At 70.8% G+C, this 25,077-nt stretch carries 22 protein-coding genes, 1 tRNA gene and 1 pseudogene; 13 read left to right on the forward strand and 11 right to left on the reverse strand.

Annotated features, from left to right (window positions below):
• Window positions 1-86: 86 nt before the first annotated feature.
• Window positions 87-911 carry a Fic family protein gene (locus AC4BDD_RS13155; protein WP_490691189.1) on the reverse strand — a complete coding sequence of 275 codons (825 nt, stop codon included), beginning with the start codon at window positions 909-911 and terminating at the stop codon, window positions 87-89.
• A 101-nt stretch (window positions 912-1,012) separates the two neighbouring features.
• Here AC4BDD_RS13155 and AC4BDD_RS13160 point away from each other — a divergent pair, with 101 nt between their 5' ends.
• The 7 genes and pseudogenes from AC4BDD_RS13160 to AC4BDD_RS13190 all read left to right on the forward strand — a co-directional run bounded on the left by AC4BDD_RS13160 (window position 1,013) and on the right by AC4BDD_RS13190 (window position 9,093).
• Window positions 1,013-2,002, forward strand: a complete 990-nt coding sequence (locus tag AC4BDD_RS13160) for an ATP-binding protein (RefSeq protein ID WP_490691190.1) — start codon at window positions 1,013-1,015, stop codon at window positions 2,000-2,002.
• 451 nt (window positions 2,003-2,453) lie between these two features.
• Window positions 2,454-3,428, forward strand: a pseudogene (locus tag AC4BDD_RS13165) (carbonic anhydrase); the annotation flags it as partial.
• A 207-nt stretch (window positions 3,429-3,635) separates the two neighbouring features.
• Window positions 3,636-5,636: an acetate--CoA ligase gene (gene acs / locus AC4BDD_RS13170; RefSeq protein ID WP_490691191.1), complete on the forward strand. Its 2,001-nt coding sequence runs from the start codon at window positions 3,636-3,638 to the stop codon at window positions 5,634-5,636.
• 233 nt (window positions 5,637-5,869) lie between these two features.
• Window positions 5,870-7,261, forward strand: a complete 1,392-nt coding sequence (gene nhaA, locus AC4BDD_RS13175) for a Na+/H+ antiporter NhaA (protein WP_490691192.1) — start codon at window positions 5,870-5,872, stop codon at window positions 7,259-7,261.
• Between the two features lie 43 nt (window positions 7,262-7,304).
• On the forward strand, window positions 7,305-7,760 hold the full coding sequence (locus AC4BDD_RS13180) for a phage holin family protein (RefSeq protein ID WP_490691193.1): 456 nt from the start codon (window positions 7,305-7,307) through the stop codon (window positions 7,758-7,760).
• A gap of 3 nt (window positions 7,761-7,763) precedes the next feature.
• On the forward strand, window positions 7,764-8,690 hold the full coding sequence (locus tag AC4BDD_RS13185; protein ID WP_490691194.1) for an alpha/beta fold hydrolase: 927 nt from the start codon (window positions 7,764-7,766) through the stop codon (window positions 8,688-8,690).
• A gap of 175 nt (window positions 8,691-8,865) precedes the next feature.
• Entirely contained in the window at window positions 8,866-9,093 is a 228-nt protein-coding gene (locus tag AC4BDD_RS13190) for a hypothetical protein (protein ID WP_490691195.1), read from the forward strand.
• A 273-nt stretch (window positions 9,094-9,366) separates the two neighbouring features.
• On the opposite strand, the gene AC4BDD_RS13195 is transcribed toward AC4BDD_RS13190, so the two are convergent.
• The 3 genes from AC4BDD_RS13195 to nth all read right to left on the reverse strand — a co-directional run bounded on the left by AC4BDD_RS13195 (window position 9,367) and on the right by nth (window position 12,203).
• Window positions 9,367-10,572: a MarP family serine protease gene (locus AC4BDD_RS13195; protein WP_490691196.1), complete on the reverse strand. Its 1,206-nt coding sequence runs from the start codon at window positions 10,570-10,572 to the stop codon at window positions 9,367-9,369.
• A 78-nt stretch (window positions 10,573-10,650) separates the two neighbouring features.
• A complete protein-coding gene (locus AC4BDD_RS13200; protein WP_490691197.1) occupies window positions 10,651-11,334 on the reverse strand; it encodes an NUDIX hydrolase in 684 nt (227 codons plus the stop codon).
• A complete protein-coding gene (gene nth, locus AC4BDD_RS13205) occupies window positions 11,331-12,203 on the reverse strand; it encodes an endonuclease III (protein WP_490691198.1) in 873 nt (290 codons plus the stop codon). Before nth ends, AC4BDD_RS13200 begins: the two co-directional genes overlap by 4 nt.
• Before the next feature lie 249 nt (window positions 12,204-12,452).
• On the opposite strand from nth, the gene AC4BDD_RS13210 reads away from it, so the two are divergent.
• Complete coding sequence (locus AC4BDD_RS13210) at window positions 12,453-13,127, forward strand: Crp/Fnr family transcriptional regulator (RefSeq protein ID WP_003981529.1); 675 nt, start codon at window positions 12,453-12,455, stop codon at window positions 13,125-13,127.
• 95 nt (window positions 13,128-13,222) lie between these two features.
• Here the strand turns inward: AC4BDD_RS13210 and AC4BDD_RS13215 are convergent, their stop codons facing one another.
• The 4 genes from AC4BDD_RS13215 to sp36 form a co-directional block, all read right to left on the reverse strand.
• Window positions 13,223-14,053, reverse strand: coding sequence for an MBL fold metallo-hydrolase (locus AC4BDD_RS13215; protein ID WP_490691199.1), 831 nt, complete (start codon window positions 14,051-14,053; stop codon window positions 13,223-13,225).
• The gene (locus tag AC4BDD_RS13220) at window positions 14,050-14,991 is read right to left on the reverse strand and encodes an NUDIX hydrolase (RefSeq protein ID WP_490691200.1); all 942 of its coding nucleotides are present in this window, start codon (window positions 14,989-14,991) and stop codon (window positions 14,050-14,052) included. The genes AC4BDD_RS13215 and AC4BDD_RS13220 overlap by 4 nt, the downstream gene beginning before the upstream one ends.
• Window positions 14,992-15,261: 270 nt before the next feature.
• Window positions 15,262-15,726, reverse strand: coding sequence for a RidA family protein (locus tag AC4BDD_RS13225; protein ID WP_490691201.1), 465 nt, complete (start codon window positions 15,724-15,726; stop codon window positions 15,262-15,264).
• Entirely contained in the window at window positions 15,726-15,884 is a 159-nt protein-coding gene (sp36, locus tag AC4BDD_RS13230; protein WP_017947820.1) for a Sp36 family protein, read from the reverse strand. Before sp36 ends, AC4BDD_RS13225 begins: the two co-directional genes overlap by 1 nt.
• Window positions 15,885-16,027: 143 nt before the next feature.
• Here sp36 and bagA point away from each other — a divergent pair, with 143 nt between their 5' ends.
• Both bagA and bagB read left to right on the forward strand, forming a co-directional pair.
• Window positions 16,028-17,005, forward strand: a complete 978-nt coding sequence (bagA, locus tag AC4BDD_RS13235; RefSeq protein ID WP_490691202.1) for an ATPase BagA — start codon at window positions 16,028-16,030, stop codon at window positions 17,003-17,005.
• Between the two features lie 58 nt (window positions 17,006-17,063).
• Window positions 17,064-18,473, forward strand: coding sequence for an ATPase BagB (gene bagB / locus AC4BDD_RS13240; protein ID WP_490691203.1), 1,410 nt, complete (start codon window positions 17,064-17,066; stop codon window positions 18,471-18,473).
• 217 nt (window positions 18,474-18,690) lie between these two features.
• On the opposite strand, the gene AC4BDD_RS13245 is transcribed toward bagB, so the two are convergent.
• Window positions 18,691-19,029: a WhiB family transcriptional regulator gene (locus tag AC4BDD_RS13245; RefSeq protein WP_490691204.1), complete on the reverse strand. Its 339-nt coding sequence runs from the start codon at window positions 19,027-19,029 to the stop codon at window positions 18,691-18,693.
• A 382-nt stretch (window positions 19,030-19,411) separates the two neighbouring features.
• Between AC4BDD_RS13245 and AC4BDD_RS13250 the strand changes: the two genes are divergently transcribed.
• Window positions 19,412-21,676, forward strand: a complete 2,265-nt coding sequence (locus AC4BDD_RS13250; protein ID WP_490691205.1) for a transglycosylase domain-containing protein — start codon at window positions 19,412-19,414, stop codon at window positions 21,674-21,676.
• Window positions 21,677-21,929: 253 nt separating this feature from the next.
• Here AC4BDD_RS13250 and AC4BDD_RS13255 read toward each other — a convergent pair whose 3' ends face one another.
• Window positions 21,930-22,397 (reverse strand): GatB/YqeY domain-containing protein, encoded by a 468-nt coding sequence (locus AC4BDD_RS13255; protein WP_490691206.1) that lies wholly within the window; start codon window positions 22,395-22,397, stop codon window positions 21,930-21,932.
• Window positions 22,398-22,474: 77 nt separating this feature from the next.
• Between AC4BDD_RS13255 and AC4BDD_RS13260 the strand changes: the two genes are divergently transcribed.
• Both AC4BDD_RS13260 and AC4BDD_RS13265 read left to right on the forward strand, forming a co-directional pair.
• Window positions 22,475-23,401 carry a metallophosphoesterase gene (locus tag AC4BDD_RS13260; RefSeq protein WP_490691207.1) on the forward strand — a complete coding sequence of 309 codons (927 nt, stop codon included), beginning with the start codon at window positions 22,475-22,477 and terminating at the stop codon, window positions 23,399-23,401.
• A gap of 71 nt (window positions 23,402-23,472) precedes the next feature.
• Window positions 23,473-23,546: transfer RNA gene (locus tag AC4BDD_RS13265), tRNA-Pro, on the forward strand.
• Between the two features lie 492 nt (window positions 23,547-24,038).
• Here the strand turns inward: AC4BDD_RS13265 and AC4BDD_RS13270 are convergent.
• Window positions 24,039-24,719 carry a helix-turn-helix domain-containing protein gene (locus tag AC4BDD_RS13270; protein WP_490691208.1) on the reverse strand — a complete coding sequence of 227 codons (681 nt, stop codon included), beginning with the start codon at window positions 24,717-24,719 and terminating at the stop codon, window positions 24,039-24,041.
• Window positions 24,720-25,077: the final 358 nt, after the last annotated feature.

A 25,077-nucleotide genomic window follows, 5' to 3' on the forward strand; every position in this document is an offset into this window, starting at 1 on the left:
TCGAGGACGCTTGGTAACCCGGCGGACGTGCCAGCGGCGGTGCCGATTCCGATCGACACCGCCGCAACCCTGACCGCCCTTGCCGCTCAGGCCGCTCCGCGCTGGAGGGCCTCGCAGACGGCGGTGCTCTCGCGCACCCCGAGCTCCACGGCGCGTCCGCAGTGCGCGATCCAGGCCGCCACACCCTCCGGAGTGCCGGAGATGTAGGCGTCCAGCGCCGCCAGGTACGCCTCGCGACCCAGTTCGGCGTGCCCGACCTCGGCCGGGCAGATCGACTTCGGGTCGAGTCCGCTGTCGACCAGCACGATGCGCTCCGCGGCGCGCGCCACCAGGCCGTTGCACGACCCGAAGGGCCGCAGGGCGAGGATCTCCCCGTGCACCACGGCGGCCTTGACCAGCGCGGGCGCGGCGGTTTCGGCGAGCAGCAGCCGGCTCAGCCCATCGAGACGTCCGGCGACCTCGTCCGCATCGGGCAGCGGCAGGGTGATCAGCGGCTCGTCGACCGCCTCGCCGGCCAGCCGCGGCCGTCCGACCGTCTCGTCCGGCCGAGCGCCGCTCGCGGCCACCAGGTGCAGCCGGGCCAGCACGCGCAGCGGGGACTGCCGCCAGACGCTCAGCAGCTGGCCCGCCTCCGCGGTCAGCCGGAGCGCGGCGCCCACCGTGCGCGGCTCGCCCTCGGCCCCGAAGTCGGTGCGGCGCCGCATCTCCTCAAGGGCCCAGTCGGCGCCGGAGAGGGCCGCCGAGGCCCGGGCGCCCCGCAGCGCCGCCTCGGCGGTGATCTCATTGCTGCGGCGGCGCATCACCCGGTGGCCGTAGACCCGGTCCACCGCCGTACGCATGGCTTCAACCGAGTCGGCGACGCCGGGCAGGTCGGCGAGAGCGGCGAGCGGATCAGCTGTCGGACTACTCATGGGTACGACAGTACGCATCCGGAGCACCCGACCCTCGTTGGAGTGGTCTTCTTCACGCTTACCCGGCACGCGGCGTAGCGCCCCCACTACTGTTGATGAACATGAAGATCGCTTTCGTTGGCAAGGGCGGCAGCGGCAAGACGACGCTGTCCTCACTGTTCATCCGCCACCTCGCCGCCACCGGCGCCCCGGTCGTCGCCGTCGACGCGGACATCAACCAGCATCTCGGCGCGGCTCTCGGCCTCGACGAGGCGGAAGCCGCCGCACTGCCTGCGATGGGTGCCCATCTCCCACTGATCAAGGACTACTTGCGAGGCTCCAACCCCCGCATCGCGTCCGCGGACACCATGATCAAGACCACGCCGCCCGGCGAGGGGTCCCGGCTGCTGCGGATCGGCGAGAGCAACCCCGTGTTCGAGGCGTGCGCCCGGACCGTGCCGCTCGATGACGACGAGATCCAGCTGATGGCCACCGGCCCCTTCACCGAGTCGGACCTCGGTGTCGCCTGCTACCACTCCAAGGTCGGCGCGGTCGAGCTGTGCCTCAACCATCTCGTCGACGGACGCGGGGAGTTCATGGTCGTCGACATGACGGCGGGCAGCGACTCCTTCGCCTCGGGCATGTTCACCCGGTTCGACATGACCTTCCTGGTCGCCGAGCCCACCCGGAAGGGCATCGCCGTCTACCGCCAGTACAAGGAGTACGCCCGGGACTTCGGGGTCGAGCTGCGCGTGGTGGGCAACAAGGTGCAAGGGCCGGACGATGTGGATTTCCTCCACGACGAGGTGGGCGACGACCTGCTCGTCTCGGTCGGCCACTCGGACTGGGTCCGCGCGATGGAGAAGGGCCGCGCGCGCCCCTTCGCGGAGCTTGAGGAACCCAACCGGCGGGCACTGCGGGCCCTGCACGACACGGTGGACGCCTCGTACGGGCGGCGGGACTGGCAGCGCTACACCCGCCAGATGGTGCACTTCCACCTGAAGAACGCGGCCGGCTGGGGCAACGCGCGGACCGGGGCGGATCTGGCGGCCCAGGTGGACCCCGCGTTCGTCCTCGATGAGCGTCGGGCTGCCGCTCCACAACCTGCCTGACCAGGGCAGTCGATCGCATCGGAGGCTGGGCGCCGACAGGCCGCCCAGCCTCCGCCCTTTCCGCCCGGCGACCCCCACCGGCTGCCAACGCCTCCGGCTCGGCAGGTCACTTCGCACTCCGTCGCGTCAGCCGGCCGGCTCGAACATGCCGACCTATATGAACATTCACTCGATCGACGGAACATGCGGCCGCCTCCGCCAGAAGGACTTCTCGATCCCTTTACTCGGCATTACGATTCATTTACCAGCGCTTGGCAGTTACTGAACCATTACCCACCGTGACCCACGGCGTGGACCCACCGTCCGACGCGACCCAGTCCGCGACCGCGCAGCCCCGGAGGAGACGGGTATGTCACAGCTGTTCAAACGGATCGGCCGGAGCGCCAGGCGGCGCGGCCTTCCCGCCGCGATCGTGCTCGCACTCATCGCCGCTCCCCTCTCGCTCGGCGTCGCCCTGGCCCTCGGCACCCCGCCGCACTTCGGGGTGATCGCAGCGGTCGTGGGCATCACCGCCGCGGGGTTCACCGCGTCGCACCGACTCACGCGCACCCGCGGCACCGCCGGCGAGGCGGCTGACCGCCACCGGGCCGAGACCGACGACCGGTTGACGTCTCCGGCGGCGCCCCGGCTCAGCCGCGCTCTGGCGCTGGTGCCCGCGAGTGTGCATGCCTGCCGGCCATGGACTCCCTGGCGCAATCACCACTGCACCCGACCGGCCGCCACCGCATCCGAGGGCGCCGATCAGCTGATCGGCGGGGTGAGTGCCTTCCAGCGCGACACCGCCCCCCTGGTGCGGGAGGAGCTGGCACGGTTGGCCCGCGAAGGGCAGCGGCCCACCCAGCTCTTCCTCACCTGCGCCGACTCCCGGCTGGTCACCAGCATGATCACCTCCAGCGGCCCGGGCGATCTGTTCACCGTGCGCAATGTGGGCAACCTGATGCCCCCTCCGGGGAGCGATGCCTCCTGCGATTCGGTGGCCGCGGCCGTCGAATACGCGGTGGAGGTACTGCGGGTCGGCAGCATCACGGTATGCGGGCATTCGGGCTGCGGGGCGATGCAGGCGCTGCTCGGCTCCTCCCATGAGCCCGGCGCCCAGACACCACTCGCCCGCTGGCTGCGGCACGGCCGGCCCAGCCTGGCACGGATGGCGCGCATCGGGCGGCTGGGGCGCGGAGAGGTGGCGCTGACCGACCGGCCTGTCACCGATGACGTGGAGCGGCTGTCGCTGGTCAATGTGATGCAGCAGCTCGACCACCTGATGGCGCACGCCTGCGTGGCCCGCCGGGTGGCCGAGGGCTCACTCACGCTGCACGGCATGTATTTCCACGTGGGGGAGGCACAGACCTATGTACTGGACCGGGCGTCCAGCACGTTCAGCGCGGTCCGGCCGGAGGTCGTCCCGGTGCTGGATGCCGTGCACCCCTGAAGCGCTCCTCCCCCATAAGGCCCATCCGCTCCATGCCGGCGGCCTGAGTCACAACGCACGTCCCACCGAAGGAGGCCCAGCGGAGACATCACCCCACACCAGGAGAGAGGTCTAAACCAATTTTTACCGATAACCCTTGTCAGGGCCTACCGCGTGCTGGTGAGCTATGACCGGGACACAACGGGCACCCTGGGAATGGGAGATGTCGTGAGCAACGAGAGTCTGGCCAACCTCCTCAAGGAGGAGCGCCGCTTCGCGCCGCCTAGCGATCTGGCCGCGCAGGCCAATGTCACCGCGGAAGCGTATGAGCAGGCGAAGGCCGACCGGCTGGGCTTCTGGGCCGAGCAGTCTCGCCGCCTGACCTGGGCCACCGAGCCGACCGAGACGCTGGACTGGTCCAACCCCCCGTTCGCGAAGTGGTTCGCCGACGGCAAGCTCAACGTCGCGTACAACTGCGTCGACCGCCACGTCGAGAACGGCCTCGGCGACCGGGTCGCGCTCCACTTCGAGGGCGAGCCCGGGGACACCCGCTCCCTCACCTACGGCGAGCTGCAGCGCGAGGTATCCCGGGCCGCCAACGCCCTGATCGAGCTGGGCGTTCAGGCCGGCGACCGGGTCGCGATCTACATGCCGATGATCCCGGAGACGGTCGTCGCGATGCTGGCCTGCGCCCGGATCGGCGCCCCGCACTCCGTGGTCTTCGGCGGCTTCTCGGCCGACGCGCTCGCCACCCGCATCGAGGACGCCGACGCCCGGGTCGTCATCACCGCCGACGGCGGCTACCGCCGCGGCAAGCCCTCCGCCCTCAAGCCCGCGGTCGACGAGGCACTGACCCGCCCCGGCACCGAGAAGGTGCGCAGCGTGCTCGTGGTCCGCCGCACCGGGCAGTCCCTGGAGGAGGCCGGGGGCACCTGGACCGAGGGCCGCGACGTGTGGTGGCACGAGCTGGTGGAGCGCCAGTCCGACCAGCACACCCCCGAGGCGTTCGACGCCGAGCACCCGCTGTTCATCCTCTACACCTCGGGGACGACGGGTAAGCCCAAGGGCATCCTGCACACCACCGGCGGATACCTCACCCAGGTCTCCTACACCCACCAGGCGGTCTTCGACCTGAAGCCGGAGTCGGACGTCTACTGGTGCACCGCGGACGTCGGTTGGGTCACCGGCCACTCGTACATCGTCTACGGCCCGCTGAGCAACGGCGCGACCGAGGTGCTCTACGAGGGGACGCCCGACACCCCGCACCAGGGCCGCTGGTGGGAGATCGTCCAGAAGTACGGGGTCACCATCCTCTACACCGCCCCGACCGCGATCCGCGCCTGTATGAAGTGGGGCGACGACATCCCGGCCAAGTTCGACCTCAGCAGCCTGCGCGTGCTGGGCTCGGTCGGCGAGCCGATCAACCCCGAGGCATGGATCTGGTACCGCAAGCACATCGGGGCGGACACCACACCGGTCGTCGACACCTGGTGGCAGACGGAGACCGGCGCCATCATGATCAGCCCACTGCCGGGGGTCACCGAGACCAAGCCCGGCTCGGCGCAGGTCCCGCTCCCCGGCATCGCCGCCACCGTGGTGGACGACGACGCCAACGAAGTGCCCGACGGCTCCGGCGGCTACCTCGTCCTCACCGAGCCCTGGCCCTCGATGCTCCGCACCATCTGGGGCGACGACCAGCGCTACCTGGACACCTACTGGTCCCGCTTCACCAACCGCTACTTCGCCGGCGACGGCGCCAAGAAGGACGAGGACGGCGACATCTGGCTGCTCGGCCGGGTCGACGACGTCATGCTGGTCTCCGGCCACAACATCTCCACCACCGAGGTCGAGTCCGCGCTGGTATCGCACCCGAAGGTCGCCGAGGCCGCGGTCGTCGGCGCCACCGACCCGCAGACCACCCAGGCCATCTGCGCCTTCGTCATCCTGCGCGGCGAGGCCGCACAGGACTTGGCCGCCTCCGTCGACGGGGAGGGCAGCCTGGTCGAGGAGCTGCGCGCCCATGTCGCCAAGCAGTTGGGCCCGATCGCCAAGCCCAAGCGGATCCTGCCGGTGGCGGAGCTGCCGAAGACCCGCTCCGGCAAGATCATGCGCCGGCTGCTCCGGGACGTCGCGGAGAACCGCGCGCTGGGCGATGTCACCACGCTCACCGACTCCTCGGTGATGGATCTGATCCAGAGCAGGCTCCCCAGCGCGCCCAGCGAGGACTGACCCGGGCCGCACCGGCTCCAAAAAGCCGCGGGAGAAGACAGAAAAGGCAAGCCTCAGGGCCGCCTACCAGGGAAGGGCGTCACCGCCACGCGGGGCGCCCTTCACCCATTCCGGTTAGGGTGAGTGCCTGACGCGTAAAAATCGCGGCAAGAACTGAGGCGCGCCGGGAAGTCTGGTCGGCATACAGCAGCACACGTGTATCCGCCCGTCCGGCTCTCAGAGAGGTCTTCCCCGTGGCCGCGCCCAACCGCCGTAAGTTCCTCGGCCGCCAGTCCCTCCCGGAGCGGACGTTCGTCACCGACGCCCTGCGCACCGAGACCGTCGGCGGGGTGCTGCTGCTCGTCGCCGCCATCGCCGCGCTGCTGCTCGCCAACACCCCGCTCAGCGACTTCTACGCCGACGTCAGGGACTTCTCCTTCGGCCCTGGGTCGCTCCATCTCCATCTGTCCGTCGCCTCCTGGGCGCAGGACGGGCTGCTGACCATCTTCTTCTTCGTGGCCGGCATCGAGCTCAAACGGGAGCTGATCGCGGGCGAGCTGCGCGATCCCAAGGCGGCCGCGCTGCCGGTGGTCGCCGCGGTCTGCGGCATGGCCGCCCCCGCCCTGGTCTACGTCGCCTGCGCCAGCTTCGGCGGTGGCAGCCTGGAGGGCTGGGCGGTCCCGACCGCGACCGACATCGCCTTCGCGCTCGCCGTTCTCGCGGTCATCGGCACGGCCCTGCCCGCGGCGCTGCGCGCCTTCCTGCTCACCCTCGCGGTCGTCGACGACCTCTTCGCCATCCTGATCATCGCCACCTTCTTCACCCAGGAGATCGACTACGTGGCGCTCGGGCTGTCGGTGCTGGGCCTGGTGGTCTTCTGGGCGCTGCTCCACAAGGGCGTCCGCGGCTGGTACGTCTACGTCCCCCTCGCGGTGGTGATCTGGGCGCTGATGCACGCCAGCGGTGTGCACGCCACGGTGGCGGGCGTCGCCATGGGGCTGATGCTCCGCTGCACCGTGCGCGAGGGCGAGGAGCGCTCCCCGGCCGAGCACATCGAACATCTGGTGCGGCCGCTGTCCGCCGGGCTCGCGGTGCCGCTCTTCGCGCTGTTCGCCGCGGGCGTCTCGGTCTCCGGTGACGCGGTGGCCGATGTCTTCACCCGGCCCGAGACGCTGGGTGTGGTGCTCGGTCTGGTGGTGGGCAAGACCGTCGGCGTCTTCGGCGGCTCCTGGCTCGCCGCCCGCTTCACCAAGGCGGAGCTCAACGAGGATCTTCAGTGGGCGGATGTGTTCGCCGTCGCCTCACTCGCCGGCATCGGCTTCACCGTCTCGCTGCTCATCGGCGAACTCGCCTTCCCGGACGACCCGTCACTGGCCGGCGAGGTGAAGGCGGCGGTGCTGATCGGTTCAGTGCTCGCCGCGGTGATCGCCGGGGTGCTCCTGAAGATGCGGAACAACCGGTACCAGCGGCTGTGTGCCGAGGAGAACCGGGACGAGGACCTGGACGGCATCCCCGACGTCTACGAGCAGGACAACCCCGAGTACCACCTGCGGATGGCCGCGATCCTGGAGGCGAAGGCGGCCGAGCACCGCCGCCTCGCTGAAGTGGCCGCCGCAAAGGACACCAGTGACGATGGTCCGGCATGATCTGAGAGGCTTTAGGTCCGCAGCCAAGCAGAGGGAGATGGCGATGAGCGCAGCCGAAGACAGCGGGAACCGCAGCCTCGGGCAGTTGGTGGCGTCGGCGACCAGTGAGCTGTCCGCGCTGGTTCACGACGAGATCGCGCTGGCCAAGGCGGAGATCCGGCAGGACGTCAAGCGGGCGGCGTTCGGCAGCGGGGCGATCATCGGCGCCGGCATCCTCCTCCTCTTCTCCCTCCCGGTGCTCAGCTTCGCGCTGGCGTACGGCTTCCGTGCCTGGACCGACCTCGGCCTGGTCTGGTGCTTCCTGATCGTCGGCGGCCTGTACTGGCTGCTCGCGCTGGTCCTGGGCGCGTTCGCGCTCGCCAAGTTCAAGAAGGTCAAGCCGCCGCAGAAGTCCATCGATTCGGCCAAGCAGACGGCCGCCGTACTGTCGAACGTCAAGCCGCACACGCGCACCGTCGTGGACGGCCACCTGGTCGCCGCCGATGTGACACGCTCCTGAGGTATGACGGTCCCCGATACCGCTGGCGCGGTCGTACGGCTCGACGGCCCCTGGACACACCGGGATGTCGCGGCCAATGGAGCGCGATTCCACATCGCCGAACTCGGCGACGGCCCGCTGGTGCTGCTGCTGCACGGCTTCCCACAGTTCTGGTGGACCTGGCGGCACCAGCTGACCGCGCTCGCCGACGCCGGTTTCCGGGCGGTGGCGATGGACCTGCGCGGGGTCGGCGGCAGCGACCGCACGCCCCGCGGCTATGACCCGGCCAACCTCGCCCTCGACATCACCGGCGTGATCCGCTCGCTCGGCGAGCCGGACGCCGCGCTGGTCGGCCACGATCTGGGCGGCTATCTGGCGTGGACGGCCGCCGTGATGCGGCCGAAGCTGGTCCGGCGGCTGGCGGTCGCCTCCTCACCGCACCCCCGGCGCTGGCGCGCCGCCATGGTCGCGGACGTCCGGCAGTCCGCGGCGAGCAGCCACATCTGGGGCTTCCAGCGGCCGTGGATCCCCGAGCGGCAGCTGGTCGCGGACGACGCGGCCCTGGTGGGACGGCTCATCCGCGAGTGGTCGGGGCCGGTCCCACCGGACGACGACGACGTGGACGTCTACCGGCGCGCGATGGCGATCCCCTCGACGGCGCACTGCTCGATCGAGCCGTACCGGTGGATGGTGCGGTCGCTGGCACGGCCGGACGGTTTCCAGTTCAACCGGCGGATGAAGCTGCCGGTGCGGGTGCCGACGCTGCACCTCCACGGTTCACTCGACCCGGTGATGCGGACCCGGAGCGCGGCGGGCTCAGGGGAGTACGTGGAGGCGCCGTACCGCTGGCGGCTCTTCGACGGGCTGGGGCACTTCCCGCACGAAGAGGACCCGGTCGGCTTCTCGACCGAGCTGATCAACTGGCTGCGGGACCCCGAACCGGATCGCTGAAGGCGTCTGGCACCCCCTGATCGGGTCATTCCCACCCCCGCCCCCGGCCCCCTTCCGACCCGTCCGACGGGCCTGCCTGGAAATGGTCTTACCAACAGGTAAATGCCCGGCGCATAGGCCAATTGCCGCACCCGTCGGCGATTACCGACCTTGGGCCACGGGCAGAGTCCGAGGTATGGGCTGGACGCACGACTACCGTGACGCACCACGCGACCGCGGCTCCGAGGCCACTGCCGATGCCACGCTGAACGTGTCGGAGACGACACTGGGCGTGTCCGAGCGGCGGCGCGGTGCCGCGCATGCGCAGCATCCCGATCATGATCCGCAGCTGGGTATCCCGCGGATCATCCGCCGCCGCGCCCGCTGGGTGTCGGCGCGCCTGAGGCATCCGCGCAGCCGCTGACCGACGGCGCGGAGCCCGGCCGCCGAGCCGGCTGAGCCCGCTCAGCCGGAGGGGTGCGCCCCACACGGCGCCCACCCGTCACCAGCGCGGACACGGCATCGCGTGGACGCGCGGCCGAGTACAGCGCAGGCCCGGCACAGCGCGGACGCGAGGCCGGGCTCAGGGCGCGGGGCCCAGCTCAGCGCGGGCCCGGAGGGCAGACGCGACGCAGGGCAACCCCAGCAGTGGCGGCCCGGCGCCGGCAGGCGCGCGGCCCCGCTCAGCGCCGGTCCGTCACAGGGCGCAGCCCTGGCTGTCGACCGGGCGGGTGGCGGTGCGCCCCCGCTCGATGTCCTCGCGGACCTCGTCCGCGGTCAGCGCGTATCCCGTGTGCGCGTTCTCCAGCGACTTGGCGAAGACCACTCCGTACACCCGGCCCTCCGGGGTCAGCAGCGGTCCGCCGGAGTTGCCCGGGCGCACGGTCGCGTAGAGCGAGTAGACGTCGCGGGTGACCCTGCCCCGGTGGTAGATGTCCTTGCCTTCGGCGTCGATCCGGTCCCGCACCCGGGCCGCACGCACATCGAAGTCGCCGTTCTCCGGGAAGCCCGCGACGATCGCGTCATTGCCGGTGTGCGCGTCGCCCTCGGTGAACTTGAGCACCGGCGCGCGCAGCGCGGGCACCTCCAGGACGGCGATGTCCCGCTTCCAGTCGTAGAGCACGACCTCGGCGTCGTAGAGCTTGCCCTCGCCGCCGATCTGGACGGTGGGATCGTCCACCCCACCCACCACGTGGGCGTTGGTCATCACCCGGTGCGGTGCGAAGACGAATCCGGTGCCTTCCAGGCTCTTGCCGCAGCTGGGGGCGGTGCCGACGACCTTGACGATGCTCTGCTTGGCGGCCGTCGCCACCGGGCTCTCGGCCAGCTCGGGGTCGGGAGCGGGCACATCGGTGATGGGTTCGTTCTTGAAGGGCGAGAAGACCTGCGGGAAGCCGTTCTGCGCGAGCATGGCGGAGAAGTCGTTGAACCAGGTGCTGGCCTCGTCCGGCAGGGCCCAGGAGACGCCGCGCAGCACCCGGGAGTCGTCGACCTCCCGGCCGACGGTGGGCAGCGCGGTGCCGGGCAGCGCGAGGGCGGAGCCGATCAGCCAGGCGACCAGCAGCATGGCCAGGACGTTCACCAGGGCGCCGCCGGTGGCGTCCAGGGCGCGGGCCGGGGACCAGGTGATGTGTCCGCGCAGCTTGTTGCCCAGGTGGGTGGTGGCCGCCTGGCCGACCGAGGCGCAGACGATGACCAGCACGACCGCCACCACCGCGCCGAAGCTGCCCGGACGGCCGCCGTCGGTGGTGGCGTCCCAGATCACCGGCAGCAGATAGACGGCGGCCAGGCCGCCGCCGAGGAAGCCGGTGACGGACAGCACGCCGACCACGAAGCCTTGCTGGTATCCGACGACGGCGAACCACACGGCAGCCACCAGCAGCAGGATGTCCAGCACGTTCACCGAAACTTGCCTCGCAATGGTCGCCGGGCGGAACCCAGCACTGGGTTCAGCACGAGGGTCAGCAGGGGCTTCAACCTCTCATGACCGCCAGTCGAGCGGCACGCATATCTCCCGGTCCCAGGGCTGCTCCCATCCGGAGTAGTGCAGGATCCGGTCGATCACGCCGGCGGTGAAGCCCCACACCAGCGCGTCCGCCACCCGGAACGCCGGGCCCCGGTGGCCGCTGGGGTGGACGGTCGTGGCGCGGTTGGCCGGGTCGGTGAGGTCCGCCACCGCGACGGAGAAGACCCGGGCCGTCTCGGCGGGGTCGACCGGCGCGACCGGGCTGGGCTCCCGCCACCAGCCGAGCACCGGGGTGACGACGAAGCTGCTGACCGGGATGTAGAGGCGGGGCAGCACACCGAAGACCTGCACCCCGGCCGGGTCCAGCCCGGTCTCCTCCTCGGCCTCGCGCAGCGCGGCGCGCAACGGACCCGCTCCTTCCGGATCTCCGTCCTCCGGATCGAGCGCGCCGCCGGGGAAGGAGAGCTGGCCGGCGTGCGAGCGCAGGGTGCCGGCCCGCTCGATGAGCAGCAGCTCCGGCCCGCGTTCGCCCTCGCCGAAGAGGATGAGGACGGCGGACTGGCGGCCGCCGTGCGGCGGCGGCAGGAAGCGGCTCAGCTGCCGGGGCTCGACCGTCTGCGCCGCACGCGCGACCGGCAGCAGCCAGTCCGGCAGGCCCTGCGCGCTGACGGCCACCTGGCCGCCGAAGATGCTGGTCACTCGGCCCCCAGGGGAGCGGCCGGCTTGCCGGGATAGTCCGCCGGGGGGCGCAGCCGCTGTCCGGGCTGTCCGCCCATCTCGTACTTCAGCAGCTTCTTCGCCTTCTCCGGGTCGGTCTCGCCCTCTCCGTACGCCGGGCAGAGCGGGGCGATCGGGCAGGCGCCGCAGGCGGGTTTGCGGGCATGGCAGATGCGGCGGCCGTGGAAGATGATGCGGTGCGAGAGCATCGTCCACTCGCTCTTGGGGAAGAGCGCGCAGACCTCCTCCTCCACCTTTTCCGGGTCCTCCTGCTCGGTCCACTTCCAGCGCCGCACCAGCCGCCCGAAGTGCGTGTCCACGGTCACCCCGGGCACGCCGAACGCATTGCCCAGCACCACATTGGCCGTCTTGCGGCCGACGCCGGGCAGCGTCACCAGGTCCTTCAGCCGGCCCGGCACCTCGCCGTCGAAACGGTCCCGCAGGACGGTGGACAGGCCGATCAGCGACTTGGCCTTGGCCCGGAAGAAACCGGTGGGCCGGATCAGCTGCTCCAGCTTCTCCGGATCGGCGGCCGCCATCTCCTCGGGCGTCGGATACGCGGCGAACAGGGCGGGAGTCGTCTGGTTGACCCGCAGGTCGGTGGTCTGGGCCGACAAGACGGTGGCGACGAGGAGCTGGAAGGGGTTCTGGAAATCCAGCTCGGGGTGGGCGTACGGGTAGACCTCGGCGAGCTCGCGATTGATACGGCGGGCCCGGCGGACGAGCGCGGTCCGGGACTCGGGTTTGGCCGGGGCGGACGCCCTGCCCGCCCGGTGCGGCCCGGCGGCCGACCTGGGCGCTTTGGCCGTCTTCGCGGCCTTTCCGGCGCCAGCGGAGGGCTGTTCGCCCACAGCAGAATTACGAGGTGCGGTCACCCGTCCGGCCCCCTTGCCCTGTGCTCTCACCGGCGTATTGGACACCCGGCCAGCCTAAGCCCCGGCACCGACATCCGCCCCGGCCGCACGAAATCGACCGCCCAATCGGACCCCTGCCGTACGGTCCATAGCACCGGTGCGTCAAACTTGTGATTGATCGCACTGTTTTACCGTCCGGCATGATGGACCCCGGTCCCGAAGTGCATGTCGACGAAGGAGAGTCTCGTGGACGACGTTCTGCGGCGCGCCCCGCTTTTCGCGGCGCTCGATGATGAGCAGGCCGCTGAGCTGCGCGCCTCCATGGGAGAGGTCACCCTCGCGCGCGGTGACGCCCTCTTCCACGAGGGGGACCCGGGCGACCGCCTGTACGTGGTCACCGAGGGCAAGGTGAAGCTCCACCGCACCTCTCCCGATGGCCGCGAGAACATGCTCGCCGTGCTCGGCCCCGGAGAGCTGATCGGCGAGCTGTCGCTCTTCGACCCGGGCCCGCGTACCGCCACCGCGACCGCGCTCACCGAGGTGAAGCTGCTCGGCCTGGGCCACGGCGACCTGCAGCCCTGGCTCAACGCCCGGCCCGAGGTGGCCACCGCGCTGCTGCGCGCCGTGGCCCGGCGGCTGCGCAAGACCAACGACCAGATGTCCGACCTGGTCTTCTCGGATGTTCCCGGCCGTGTGGCGCGGGCGCTCCTGGACCTGTCGCGCCGCTTCGGCGTGCAGTCGGAAGAGGGCATCCACGTGGTGCACGACCTGACCCAGGAGGAGCTGGCCCAGCTGGTCGGCGCCTCCCGCGAGACGGTCAACAAGGCGCTCGCGGACTTCGCCGGCCGCGGCTGGCTGCGCCTGGAGGCGCGGGCCGTGATCCTGCTGGACGTCGAGCGGCTGGCCAAGCGGTCGCGCTGACGCGCGTCCGTCTGCCACCCGGACATGGTTGAGGGCCCCGCCAGGCGGCGGGGCCCTCAACCATGTCCTGGGCGTGTCCGGGTACGCGTCGGCCGTCAGATCAGCCCGTGCTCCCGCAGGTAGTCGAGCTGGGCCCGGACCGACAGCTCGGCCGCCGGCCACAGCGAGCGGTCCACGTCCGCGTAGACCCGCGCGACGACCTCCGCTGCCTCGCGGGCGCCGTTCTCGACCGCCGTCTCCACCTGCGCGAGCCGGCTGGCCCGGTGCGCGAGGTAGAACTCCACCGCGCCGCGCGCGTCGTTCAGCACCGGCCCGTGGCCCGGCAGGACCGTGTCCACGCCGTCATCGACGGTCAGCGACCGCAGCCGGCGCAGCGAGTCGAGATAGTCGCCGAGCCGTCCGTCGGGGTGGGCCACCACGGTGGTGCCGCGGCCGAGCACCGTGTCGCCGGTGAGGATCGCCGCATCGGCCGGGAGGTGGAAGGAGAGCGAGTCCGCAGTGTGCCCGGGGGTGGGCACGACGCGCAGCTCCAGCCCTCCGGTGGTGATCACATCGCCCGTGCCCAGCCCCTCGTCGCCGAGCCGCAGCGCCGGGTCCAGGGCGCGCACCCGGGTACGTGTCAGCTCGGCGAAGCGCGCCGCGCCCTCCGCGTGGTCGGGGTGGCCGTGCGTGAGCAGGGTCAGCGCGACGCGCCTCCCGGCCCGCTCGGCGGTGTCGATGACGGCCTTCAGGTGCCCCTCGTCCAGGGGGCCGGGGTCGATGACGACGGCGAGATCGGAGTCCGGCTCGGCGACGATCCAGGTGTTGGTGCCGTCCAGCGTCATCGCCGACGGGTTGGGCGCCAGCACGCAGACGGCCCGGTCGGTGGCCGGTCCGCCGATCGCCCCGCCCCGCGGTTGGCCCGGCAGCGCGTCCGCGTAGGTCATCCGCTCTCTCCGTCCTCGGCGGTGTCCCCGGCGACGTCCCCGGCAGCGTCCCCCGCGGCGCCTGTGGCCGCGATGTGCTTGGTGAACTCGTCATGGCCCGGCCAGCTCAGCACCAGTGCTCCGTCCACCAGGGCCGCCCGCGCCAGCACCGGCGTCATGTCCTGGCGGTCGGCGGCGGCCAGCGCCTCGGCCACGGTGGAGTACGGGGCCAGTCCGCGCAGGGTGGCGATGGTGGGCGGCATCATCAGCAGCTCGCCCCGGTCGTAGCCGGCGGCCGCGTCCTCCGGGCGGATCCACACCGTCCGGTCGGCCTCGGTGGACGCGTTGCGGGTCCGCTGCCCGGCCGGCAGCGCGGCCACGAAGAACCAGGTGTCATAGCGGCGCGGCTCGAACTCCGGGGTGATCCAGCGCGCCCAGCCGCCCAGCAGGTCGGAGCGGAGCACCAGGCCGCGGCGGCCCAGGAAGTCGGCGAAGGACAGCTCCCGGGCGACCAGCGCCTCCCGGTCGGCCTCCCAGTCCTCGCCCGTGGTGTCCGCGACGACGGTGTCCGGCGTCGGGCCGGCCAGCAGTACGCCCGACTCCTCGAAGGTCTCCCGGACAGCCGCGCACACCACCGCCTGCGCGGCGGCCGGGTCGCCGCCCAGCCCCAGGCGCTCCGCCCACGCCTCACGCGCGGGCCCGGCCCAGGCCACCTCGCCCTCGTCGCGCGGATCGACGGACCCGCCGGGATACGCGTACGCGCCTCCGGCGAATGCCATGGAGGCGCGTCTGCGCAGCATGTAGACGTCCGGGCCGTCGACGCCGTCCCGCAGCAACAGCACGGTGGCCGCGGCTCGCGGGACGGCCGGGGTCAGCTCGCCGTCGGCGAGCGCCCGGATGCGGTCCGGCCACTCGGGCGGATACCACTGGCCATTGGTCGCGGGGGTCGTGGACGACATGGCCGGATGCTATGCCGTTACGCGCGGATGTTCGAGGGGGGCCTGCCGCACGCACGCGCGTGGCAGGCCTCGGGCTCGCCCCTGACCGGCGCGCCCGAACCCACGCGGGACACGGCCCTCGCCCCGGTCCTGAGCCGGACGGCGACCTCGGCCAGGTCCTGACCTGGGCCGCGACCTCAGCCCGGCCCGTCAGGTCCGCGGCGCTCGGCCCCGGTCATCACGGCGCTCGGCCCCGGTCCTCATGTGGGCCGCGGCCTCGACGCCGGTCCGTCAGTCCGCGACCTCGACCTGGAGCTCGACCTCGACCGGCGCGTCCAGCGGGAGCACCGCCACGCCCACCGCGCTGCGCGCGTGGACGCCCTTGTCACCCAGCACCTCGCCCAGCAGCTCGCTGGTGCCGTTGATGACGGCCGGCTGGCCGGTGAAGTCCGATGCCGAGGCGACGAAGCCGACGACCTTCACGACCCGCACGATCTTGTCCAGGTCACCGATGACCGACTTCACGGCGGCCAGGGCGTTCAGCGCGCAGATGCGCGCCAGCTCCTTGGCCTCCTCCGGGGTCACCTCCGCCCCGACCTTGCCGGTCACGCCCAGCTTGCCCTCGACCATCGGCAGCTGGCCGGAGGTGTAGACGTACGCACCCGAACGGTGCGCCGGCACGTACGAGGCCAGCGGCGCCGCGACCTCCGGGAGCCGCAGGCCGAGCTCCGCGAGCTTCCGCTCCGCCGCGCTCATCAGGACTTCTCTCGCTTGAGGTAGGCCACCAGCTGCTCGGGGTTGTTCGGCCCCGGCACGACCTGGACCAGCTCCCAGCCGTCCTCGCCCCAGGTGTCCAGAATCTGCTTGGTCGCGTGCACCAGCAGCGGCACGGTCGCGTATTCCCACTTGGTCATGGTGCTGACTGTAATGCCTCCCTCCCAGCCGCCCCGGATGCTCCCTCCCACCCGGCCCGGATGCTCCCTCCCACCCGCCCTGGATACCTCCCTCCCCGGGGCCTGGTGCGTACTCCCGGCGACGACTGGCTAGGCTCCGCAATGTGAGCAGGCTGCATGTCGTCAGTGGCAAGGGCGGAACCGGCAAGACCACGGTCGCCGCCGCACTCGCGCTGGCCCTCGCGGACGAGGGCCGGCGGACTCTGCTGGTCGAGGTCGAGGGCCGTCAGGGCATCGCGCAGCTCTTCGAGACCGAGGCGCTGCCGTACGAGGAACGGAAGATCGCGGTCGCTCCGGGCGGCGGGGAGGTCCATGCCCTCGCCATCGACCCCGAGTTCGCCCTCCTCGACTACCTCCACATGTTCTACAAGCTCGGCTCGGCCGGGCGGGCGCTGAAGAAGCTCGGCGCGATCGACTTCGCGACGACCATCGCGCCCGGGCTGCGGGACGTACTGCTGACCGGCAAGGCGTGCGAGGCGGTACGGCGCAAGACCCGCAACGGCCAGTTCGTCTACGACCACGTGGTGATGGACGCCCCGCCGACCGGGCGCATCACCCGCTTCCTGAACGTCAACGACGAGATGGCCGGGTTGGCTCGCACCGGCCCGATACACCATCAGGCGCAGGCCGTGATGGGGGTGCTCAAGTCCCCGCAGACCGCCGTCCACCTGGTGACGCTGCTGGAGGAGATGCCGGTCCAGGAGACCGCGGACGGCATCGCCGAGCTGCGCGCCGAGGGGCTGCCGACCGGCGCGGTGGTCATCAACATGGTCCGGCCGGCGATCCTCGGCCCGGAGGCCGTGGACTCGGCGGCGAACGGGCAGCGGGCGGCGGTCGCCAAGGCGCTCTCCCTGGCGGGCCTGGGCGGCGCCCGGCGGGGCGGGCTCGCCGAGCGTCTGGTCGATCCGCTGCTGGAGCAGGCACACGAGCACGCGCAGCGGGTGGCGCTGGAGCGCGCGCAGCGCACCGAGCTGGGCCGGCTGGGGCTGCCGACCCATGAGCTGGAGCTGCTCACCGACGGGGTCGATTTGGCCGGGCTCTACCGGCTCGCCACCGACCTGCGCAAACAGTGGTCGGTATGAGTCGTCACGGCATCGGCGGGACGCGCGGCCCGGGCCACGCGGGAGAAGGCGGATCGGCATGAGCATGGACGCGGCACCCCGGCTGGAGGCCGACGCGCTGCTGGACGATCCGCAGACCCGGATCGTGGTGTGCTGCGGCTCGGGCGGCGTCGGCAAGACGACGACGGCCGCGGCGCTGGGCGTCCGGGCCGCCGAGCGCGGCCGCAAGGTGGTCGTGCTGACCATCGATCCGGCGCGGCGGCTGGCCCAGTCGATGGGCATCGGCTCGCTCGACAACACCCCGCGCCAAGTGCCCGGAATCGACACCTCCGCGGGCGGCGAGCTGCACGCGATGATGCTCGACATGAAGCGGACCTTCGACGAGATCGTCGAAGCGCACGCCGATCCCGAGCGCGCCCAGGCCATCCTGGCCAACCCCTTCTACCAGTCGCTGTCGGCCGGTTTCGCGGGCACCCAGGAGTACATGGCGATGGAGAAGCTGGGGCAGCTGAGGGCGCGCGACGAGTGGGACCTGATCATCGTCGACACCCCGCCGAGCCGGTCCGCGCTGGACTTCCTGGACGCGCCGAAACGTCTCGGCTCCTTCCTCGACGGCAAGCTGATCAAGATCCTCACCGCCCCGGCGAAGGTCGGCGGCCGGGCCGGGCTGAAGATGCTCAATGTCGGTATGTCGATGATGACCGGCACGCTGAGCAAGCTGCTGGGCGGGCAGTTCCTGCGCGATGTGCAGACCTTCGCGGCCGCCATGGACACGATGTTCGGCGGCTTCCGCACCCGGGCCGACGCCACCTACCGGCTGCTCCAGGCGCCCGGCACGGCGTTCCTGGTGGTGGCCGCTCCGGAGCGGGACGCGCTGCGCGAGGCCGCGTACTTCGTGGAGCGGCTGGCCGCCGACCGGATGCCGCTGGCCGGGCTGGTGCTGAACCGGGTGCACGGCAGCGGCGCCTCCCAGCTCTCCGCGGAGCGGGCGCTGGCCGCGGCCGAGATGCTGACGGAGCTCCCGGTCGAGGAGGGGGACCTGGGGACGGGCGGCCCAATGCGCGGCGGAATGCGCGGCGGAGCGGCCGGAACGGACGGGCTGGGCCCGGAGGGTGACAGCCCGTCGAGTGGCGCTGTAGAAAATCTTGACGAAGCCCGCATTGTCGATCGTATTTCCGGGAACGTTGAAGCACGAAGCTCCTCGGCACCGGATGCAGATCCCGGCCCGGCCCTCGCTCCCGACGACGACTCCCCCGCGTCGGCGGAGCAGCTCGCCGCGGGACTGCTGCGGCTGCACGCAGAGCGGATGCAGGTGCTGGCGCGCGAGCAGCGCACACGGGACCGCTTCGCGGCGCTGCATCCCGAGGTGCCGGTGGCCGAAGTGGCCGCACTCCCGGGTGATGTGCACGACCTGGCAGGGCTGCGGGCGGTCGCTGAGCGCCTGGCGATCCAGCCGGGCGCCGGGCAGCCTGTCGCCGACCGCGGCTGAGCGCGCCCGGCCGGTGCCGGGCAGGCGTGAGCACGCCGCCTGACCAAGCCGCGCGACCGCGCTGCCGGCCGCATACGCCGAGGGTCCGCTCGCGGCGTCGAGAGCCCGCTCGCAGCACCGGCGGATCACCGATGAATGCCACGGGATCGCCGATGCGCACCGCGGAAGCGCCAGACCCCGCCGTACGTCGCTCGTGCCGCCGCCACGCGGGCCGCGGTCAGCCCGCGGCGGCGTAGCTGCTGAATTCCTCGTCGTCCGCGACGGACAGGATGCCCGCGCCCCGCTCGTACTCGATGCGCGCGGTCTCCAGGAGCCGCCGCCAGGAGGTGACCGTCGGGCGACGGCGGAGCAATGCCCTCCGCTCCCGCTCGGTCATCCCACCCCACACGCCGAATTCGACGCGGTTGTCCAGGGCGTCCGCCAGGCACTCGGTCCGCACCGGGCACCCCGTGCAGACCGCTTTCGCCCTGTTCTGGGCAGCGCCTTGGACGAATAGTTCATCCGGATCGGTCGTGCGGCAGGCTGCCTGCGCACTCCAGTCGGTTACCCAGCCCATGCTGGTGCCGTCCTCTCCCGAATTGAGGCTCCCCCACGGCGACAAACGGCATATTCACCGTCGCCAGTTGAGGACGTTACGGAAGGCGGGCAGGGTTCAACACCCCCTGCGGGCCCAATCTTGAATGGCCCGAACGGACTATGCGTACGCGGCAGATCACCCAACGGAGTGACCTGGCGACATCACGGACTTCCCGGGAATACCGGGGCAATACACACGCGCCTCTCCGGGAAACTCGCGGCAAATTCCTCAAAACGGGCATGTCTCATCACTCACTTGAGTGATGAAGGAATTGACACGTAGCCGCAGTCCGGGATGGCGAGAAACAGCGTATGCGAACACCTGCCCCCCTGTCCGGCGATTCGCCACGTAGGCTGCCCCCATGGGTAAGAAGCGCTCGGGCGGCGGCTTGACCACCGCGCAGCAGGCCGCGAAATTCCTCGGCGTCAGCGTGCTCGCCGGTGCCGTCATGGCGGGTCTGGCACTGCCCACCGTCGGAGCGCTCGGCCTGGCGGCCAAGGGCACGGTCGAGGAGTTCGACGAGATCCCGGCCAACATGAAGACCCCGCCGCTCAGCGAGCGGACCACCATCCTGGACGCCCGGGGCGGCGAGATCGCGAAGGTCTACTCACGCGACCGCACGGTGGTGAAGCTCAAGGACGTCTCACCCCACATGCGCCGGGCGATCGTCGCGATCGAGGACGCGCGCTTCTACGAGCACGGGGCGATCGACCTCAAGGGCGTGCTGCGCGCGCTCAACAAGAACGCCCAGGACGGCGGCGTCTCCGAGGGCGCCTCCACCCTCACCCAGCAGTACGTGAAGAACGTCTTCGTGGAGGAGGCCGGGGACGACCCGGAGAAGGTCGCCGCGGCCACCCAGCAGACCGTGGGCCGCAAGATCCGCGAGCTGAAGTACGCCATCCAGGTGGAAAAGGAGCTCGGTAAGCAGCGGATCCTGCAGAACTATCTGAACATCACCTTCTTCGGTCAGCAGGCGTACGGGGTGGAGGCCGCCTCCCAGCGCTACTTCAGCAAGCACGCCAAGGACCTCAAGCTGGAGGAGGCCGCGCTGCTGGCCGGCCTCGTCCAGTCGCCGAGCCGCTACGACCCGGTCAACGACCCGCAGGAGGCGACGCTGCGGCGCAACACCGTCCTCCAGCGCATGGCGGACGTGAAGGACATCACCCAGGCGGAGGCCAACAGGGCCAAGAAGCTGCCGCTGGGGCTCAAGGTCAGCAAGCCGCAGAACGGCTGCATCACCGCGGTCCACGGCGCGGGCTTCTTCTGCGACTACGTCAAAGAGATCTTCCTGAGCGACCCGGTCTTCGGGAAGACCCCCGAGGAGCGCGCCAAGCGCTGGCACCACGGCGGGCTGACGATCCGTACGACGCTGGACCCGAAAGCCCAGAAGTCGGTGCAGCAGGCCATCGCGGACAACGTCTACGCCACGGACGAGGTGGCCACCGCGGTCACCCTGGTGGAGCCCGGCACCGGCAAGGTCCTCGCCATGGGCCAGTCCCGGCCGTACGGATTCACCGGGAACCAGACCCCCATCAACCTCTCCGTGGACGATGCCATGGGCGGCGGTATGGGCTACCAGCCCGGCTCGACCTTCAAGCCGATCGTGGCGGCCGCGGCCCTGGAGCGGGGCGTCAAGCCCACCAAGTCCTACTCCTCGCCGTACCGGATGCAGGCCCCCAGCCCGGTGCAGACGTGCAAGGGCGCCTGGCGCGACAACTGGCCGGTGTCGAACGAGAATCCCTCGGAGGAGGGGCCGTACGACATGAGGGAGGCGACCGCGAAGTCGGTCAACACCTACTACGTCCAGCTGATCAGCGAGATCGGCGTCTGCCCGGTCACCACCCTGGCCGACAAGATGGGCGTCAAGCGGGCCGACGGGCGGAAGATGGACCAGGTGCCGTCGATCACCCTGGGCACCCAGGAGATGTCCCCGCTGACCATGGCGAACGCCTACGCCACCTTCGCCAACAAGGGCGTCTACTGCTCCCCGGTCGCCATCGAGTCGATCACCGGCCCGGGCGGCAAGAAGCTGAAGGTGCCGCAGACCTCGTGCGACCGGGCGATGTCGGAGAAGACCGCGTCCACGATCAACACCCTGCTCAAGGGCGTCGTCGAGGACGGTACCGGCAAGGAGGCCGGGCTCAGCGGCCGGGCGAGCGCGGGCAAGACCGGCACCACCGACGAGCGCTACGCCGCCTGGTTCGTGGGCTACACCCCGAACATGGCCGGTGCGGTCTGGGTGGGCGACCCCAAGCACGAGCGCAAGATGAAGCGCATCACCATCGGCGGTCAGTACTGGGACAAGGTCTTCGGCGGCAAGGTGCCCGGCCCGATCTGGCGCCAGGCCATGACCGGCGCGCTGGAGGGCAAGCCGGCGCCGGGCCTGCCGACCGTGCCGATCGGGGGCGGGGACAAGCCGAAGCCGGACCCGGGCCGCGATGACAACAAGCCGGGCGGCGGCACCGGCGGCAGCCCGTGGCCGGAGGTCACCATTCCGCCGGGCGTGATCGGCGGCGACGACGGCGGCATCGACCCCGGCGACTTCGGTGACATCGGCGACCTCGGCGAGATCGGGGGCTTCGGCGGCCGCAATGGCAACGGCGGCGGCCACGGCCGCCGCGGCTGACCCCTCCCGGCGGCCCGTCCCTCGGGACCCGTAGGTAAGGGGCCCGGACAGCTCACCCGCCGTCCGGGCCCCTTCCCTTTCGTCGCACGCGTCACCGGACGGCCACGATCGCGCCACCCCGCCCCACCACCGGGCCGGGCCGACCGCGAGCGGGGATCACCGACCAGGCGCGGCCGAGCCGCGGGGCCGCCCGGCCACGGCCGGCTCCTGCCAGGCTCAGCCGGGACGCGCCGCGAATGCCCTGGTCAGGGCATCAGCCGGCCAGGAGGCGCTTGACGACGGCGGCCACTCGGCCGCCCTCCGCACGCCCCGCGATCTTCGGGTTCACGATCTTCATCACCGCACCCATGGCCTTCGGCCCCTCGGCGCCGCCCGCCTTCGCCTCCGCGACCGCCTCGGCGACCAGCGTCTCCAGCTCCTCGTCGCTGAGCTGCTTGGGCAGGTACGCGGCGAGCACCTCGCCCTCGGCCCGCTCCCGCTCGGCCTGCTCCGGGCGGCCACCCTGCGCGAACGCCTCCGCGGCCTCCCGGCGCTTCTTCGCCTCGCGGGTGATCACCTTCAGCACCTCGTCGTCGGAGAGCTCACGGGCGCTCTTGCCGGCGACCTCCTCGTAGCCGATGGCGGAGAGGGTGAGCCGGAGGGTCGCGGCGCGCAGCTCGTCGCGCGCCTTGATCGCCGCGGTGAGGTCGTCGTGCAGCCTGGACTTGAGCGTGGTGGTCATGGGGTCGAGTCTGCCAGCCCTGGCCGGTCATCACCCGAAAATTTCGTCCTGGTCGGGGGTCTGCGACCATGGTGCCCATGCGCGCGCGATACGGAGTACCCCTGGGAATCACGGCGGTCGGCGCCGCCGGCCTCGCCTATGCCGCCGGGTTCGAAGCCCGATCCTTCCGGCTCCGGCGGGTGTCCGTGCCGGTGCTGCCGCGCGGGATGCGGCCGCTGCGCCTCCTCCAGGTCTCCGACATCCACATGGTCAGCGGCCAGCGGAAGAAGCAGCGCTGGCTGCGTTCGCTGGCCGGGCTCCGGCCCGACTTCGTCATCAACACCGGCGACAACCTCTCGGACCCCGAGGGCGTGCCCGAGGTGCTGGACGCGCTCGGCCCGCTGATGGAGTTCCCCGGCGCCTATGTCTTCGGGTCCAACGACTACTACGGCCCCAAGCTGCGGAACCCGGCCCGCTATCTCATGGAGAAGGCCACCGGCCGGCACGGTCTGAACGGCAACCCGCCGGTCGTCGGCGCGATCCACAATCCGTGGGAGGAGCTGCGGGACGCCTTCGACACCGCCGGCTGGGTGGGCCTGTCGAACACGCGCGGCCGGCTCAAGCTGGACGGCCTGGAGATCGCCCTGACCGGCCTGGACGACCCGCACATCAAGCGCGACCGGTACACCGAGGTCGCCGGCGGGCCGGAGTCGGACGCGGACCTCTCGCTGGCCGTGGTCCACGCCCCGTATCTGCGGTCCCTGGACGCCTTCACCGCGGACGGCTATCCGCTGATCCTGGCCGGCCACACCCACGGCGGTCAGCTGTGCATCCCCTTCTACGGCGCCCTGGTCACCAACTGCGACATCGACGCCCAGCGGGTCAAGGGGCTCTCCACCCACCGGGCCGGCGGCCACACCTCCTACCTCCATGTCTCGGCGGGCTGCGGCACCAACCGGTACACCCCGGTCCGCTTCGCCTGCCCTCCGGAGGCGACCCTGCTGACGCTGACACCCCGCGACTGACCTGCGGCGGCGGGCGGGAAAACCGGATTTCGTCTCCGGCGTCGCGTGGGCTAAAGTAGAGCTCGTTGCACCGGGGTGTAGCGCAGCTTGGCAGCGCGCTTCGTTCGGGACGAAGAGGTCGTGGGTTCAAATCCCGCCACCCCGACTGGTGAAACACCAGGTCAGGGGCCTGATCCGCACAGCGGGTCAGGCCCCTGATCCGTTTCCGTGGGTCTTTTGGGAGCCATTTGGGAGCCGAGCACGGGAGACGGCTCCCAGTCGGCTCCCGGAAGCGGACCCGGGGCTCCAGGAGTGGAGCGCGATGGACTGCCCCGAGACCGTCCGCGCTATAGGCTCTGCGCGCCCGGCCTGACGTCACCGGACGGACTGGGCAGAGTGGCTCTCTGGACGGTTTCGGATCCGTCGGCGATCGATCTCATCAGCAGCGGCCCACGGGCGTCCATGCCGTTCGTACCGACGCTCTCCACCTAGACGCGATGGACCACGCACGCTCCAAAATGCCTGTGGGGCGACAGCAGACGGGATGGAAGCGGGGGTAGTGGGCCGAGGTGGCTGCGGACGCAGTGCGACAGCAGCCACCTCTCGCGACCCTCAGCCACCTATAACTCTCAGGCTGAGCCACATCACTTCAGGGAGATCAATTGTTCCACGGAACCCCCCATATCTTCGGAAGGTGTTCGCGCTGGTGCATCAGGTAATCTTGCGCAGCTGGCGATCCATCCCGGGCAGCCTCGCGAACGAACTCCATTCGCGCGCTACGCCATGCCGACTCCCAATGGAGCCATTCCTCCTGAGGGACATCACTGACTGCAATGACAGCAAGCATGATCCTCCGCGTCAGGGGAGTTCGTCGGGCAACGAAGTTGTGGAAGCTACCGCGACTGATCGGGCGCGCGAGCACACCTTGTTCAGCAAGACGCTTAGCCTTGGCCTCTGCCTTTCGGTACGTGAGCCCTGATAGGGCGTATACCGACACGAGTGCGTTCCAGAGGTCAGTAGGCGTCACCACCATGTCTGGGCGCATCGGCACCTCTTCGCGGAGCATGCGTCGGATCCTGAGCTCCCGCAAGCACTGCCAGTGCAAGCGTCTACCCGTGTTCACGTCGGCACCGCATGCCATGGCGAATCGCTCAACCATATTGAGCGACGGAAGTTCTGTACCGTTAGCCGCCCTACTCAAAGTGGACTTGTTGCAGTCGAGGCGCTCGGCAAGCTGCGTATATGTCAACCCAGTGCGCTCTCGCTGTTCTCGCAGCCAAGCTGCTAGTTCCACGAGAGGCGATGCGTCCTCTGGCAAGTCCTTGGCTCTTCGGCCCATTTGAGATCACGCCCGGCCACAGACGGTGATGTGGCCTGACCCCTGGGACGTAAATACTGCAGAGGTCAGCATGGCTCCACCGATGACCTGCAGTACCTCCGACACCGGATGCCCGAAGGACACAAGGGCGGCAGCCAGAGTCATAGCTACGACTACGACGATGACCACCTGTGTGCTTGGAAACGCAGATGCCTCAGGGGCTCCATGGATAACACACTCGGCTCCGGTGGTCGTGTCCGCTGGCATGGCACGTCTTCCCTTCTCCCACGGCTCGCTGGTCCGTGGGCTGCGCTGACGCCGCATGTCTTATGCGGCGCCGTTGCCCCCATGTTCAGCGCGCTCGCGGCACCGGCGCCAC

Source organism: Streptomyces sp. JLBT605 (assembly GCF_058215555.1).

Excerpts from the sequence above, each read along its gene's own strand:
- AC4BDD_RS13245 (WP_490691204.1), bottom strand. The coding sequence starts at position 19,029 with ATGGGCTGGGTAACCGACTGGAGTGCGCAGGCAGCCTGCCGCACGACC.
- bagB (WP_490691203.1), top strand. The coding sequence starts at position 17,064 with ATGAGCATGGACGCGGCACCCCGGCTGGAGGCCGACGCGCTGCTGGAC.
- AC4BDD_RS13185 (WP_490691194.1), top strand. The coding sequence starts at position 7,764 with ATGACGGTCCCCGATACCGCTGGCGCGGTCGTACGGCTCGACGGCCCC.
- AC4BDD_RS13155 (WP_490691189.1), bottom strand. The coding sequence starts at position 911 with ATGAGTAGTCCGACAGCTGATCCGCTCGCCGCTCTCGCCGACCTGCCC.
- AC4BDD_RS13255 (WP_490691206.1), bottom strand. The coding sequence starts at position 22,397 with ATGACCACCACGCTCAAGTCCAGGCTGCACGACGACCTCACCGCGGCG.
- AC4BDD_RS13160 (WP_490691190.1), top strand. The coding sequence starts at position 1,013 with ATGAAGATCGCTTTCGTTGGCAAGGGCGGCAGCGGCAAGACGACGCTG.
- AC4BDD_RS13215 (WP_490691199.1), bottom strand. The coding sequence starts at position 14,053 with ATGACCTACGCGGACGCGCTGCCGGGCCAACCGCGGGGCGGGGCGATC.
- AC4BDD_RS13270 (WP_490691208.1), bottom strand. The coding sequence starts at position 24,719 with ATGGGCCGAAGAGCCAAGGACTTGCCAGAGGACGCATCGCCTCTCGTG.
- AC4BDD_RS13225 (WP_490691201.1), bottom strand. The coding sequence starts at position 15,726 with ATGAGCGCGGCGGAGCGGAAGCTCGCGGAGCTCGGCCTGCGGCTCCCG.
- AC4BDD_RS13250 (WP_490691205.1), top strand. The coding sequence starts at position 19,412 with ATGGGTAAGAAGCGCTCGGGCGGCGGCTTGACCACCGCGCAGCAGGCC.
- AC4BDD_RS13220 (WP_490691200.1), bottom strand. The coding sequence starts at position 14,991 with ATGTCGTCCACGACCCCCGCGACCAATGGCCAGTGGTATCCGCCCGAG.
- AC4BDD_RS13260 (WP_490691207.1), top strand. The coding sequence starts at position 22,475 with ATGCGCGCGCGATACGGAGTACCCCTGGGAATCACGGCGGTCGGCGCC.
- AC4BDD_RS13180 (WP_490691193.1), top strand. The coding sequence starts at position 7,305 with ATGAGCGCAGCCGAAGACAGCGGGAACCGCAGCCTCGGGCAGTTGGTG.
- AC4BDD_RS13190 (WP_490691195.1), top strand. The coding sequence starts at position 8,866 with ATGGGCTGGACGCACGACTACCGTGACGCACCACGCGACCGCGGCTCC.
- sp36 (WP_017947820.1), bottom strand. The coding sequence starts at position 15,884 with ATGACCAAGTGGGAATACGCGACCGTGCCGCTGCTGGTGCACGCGACC.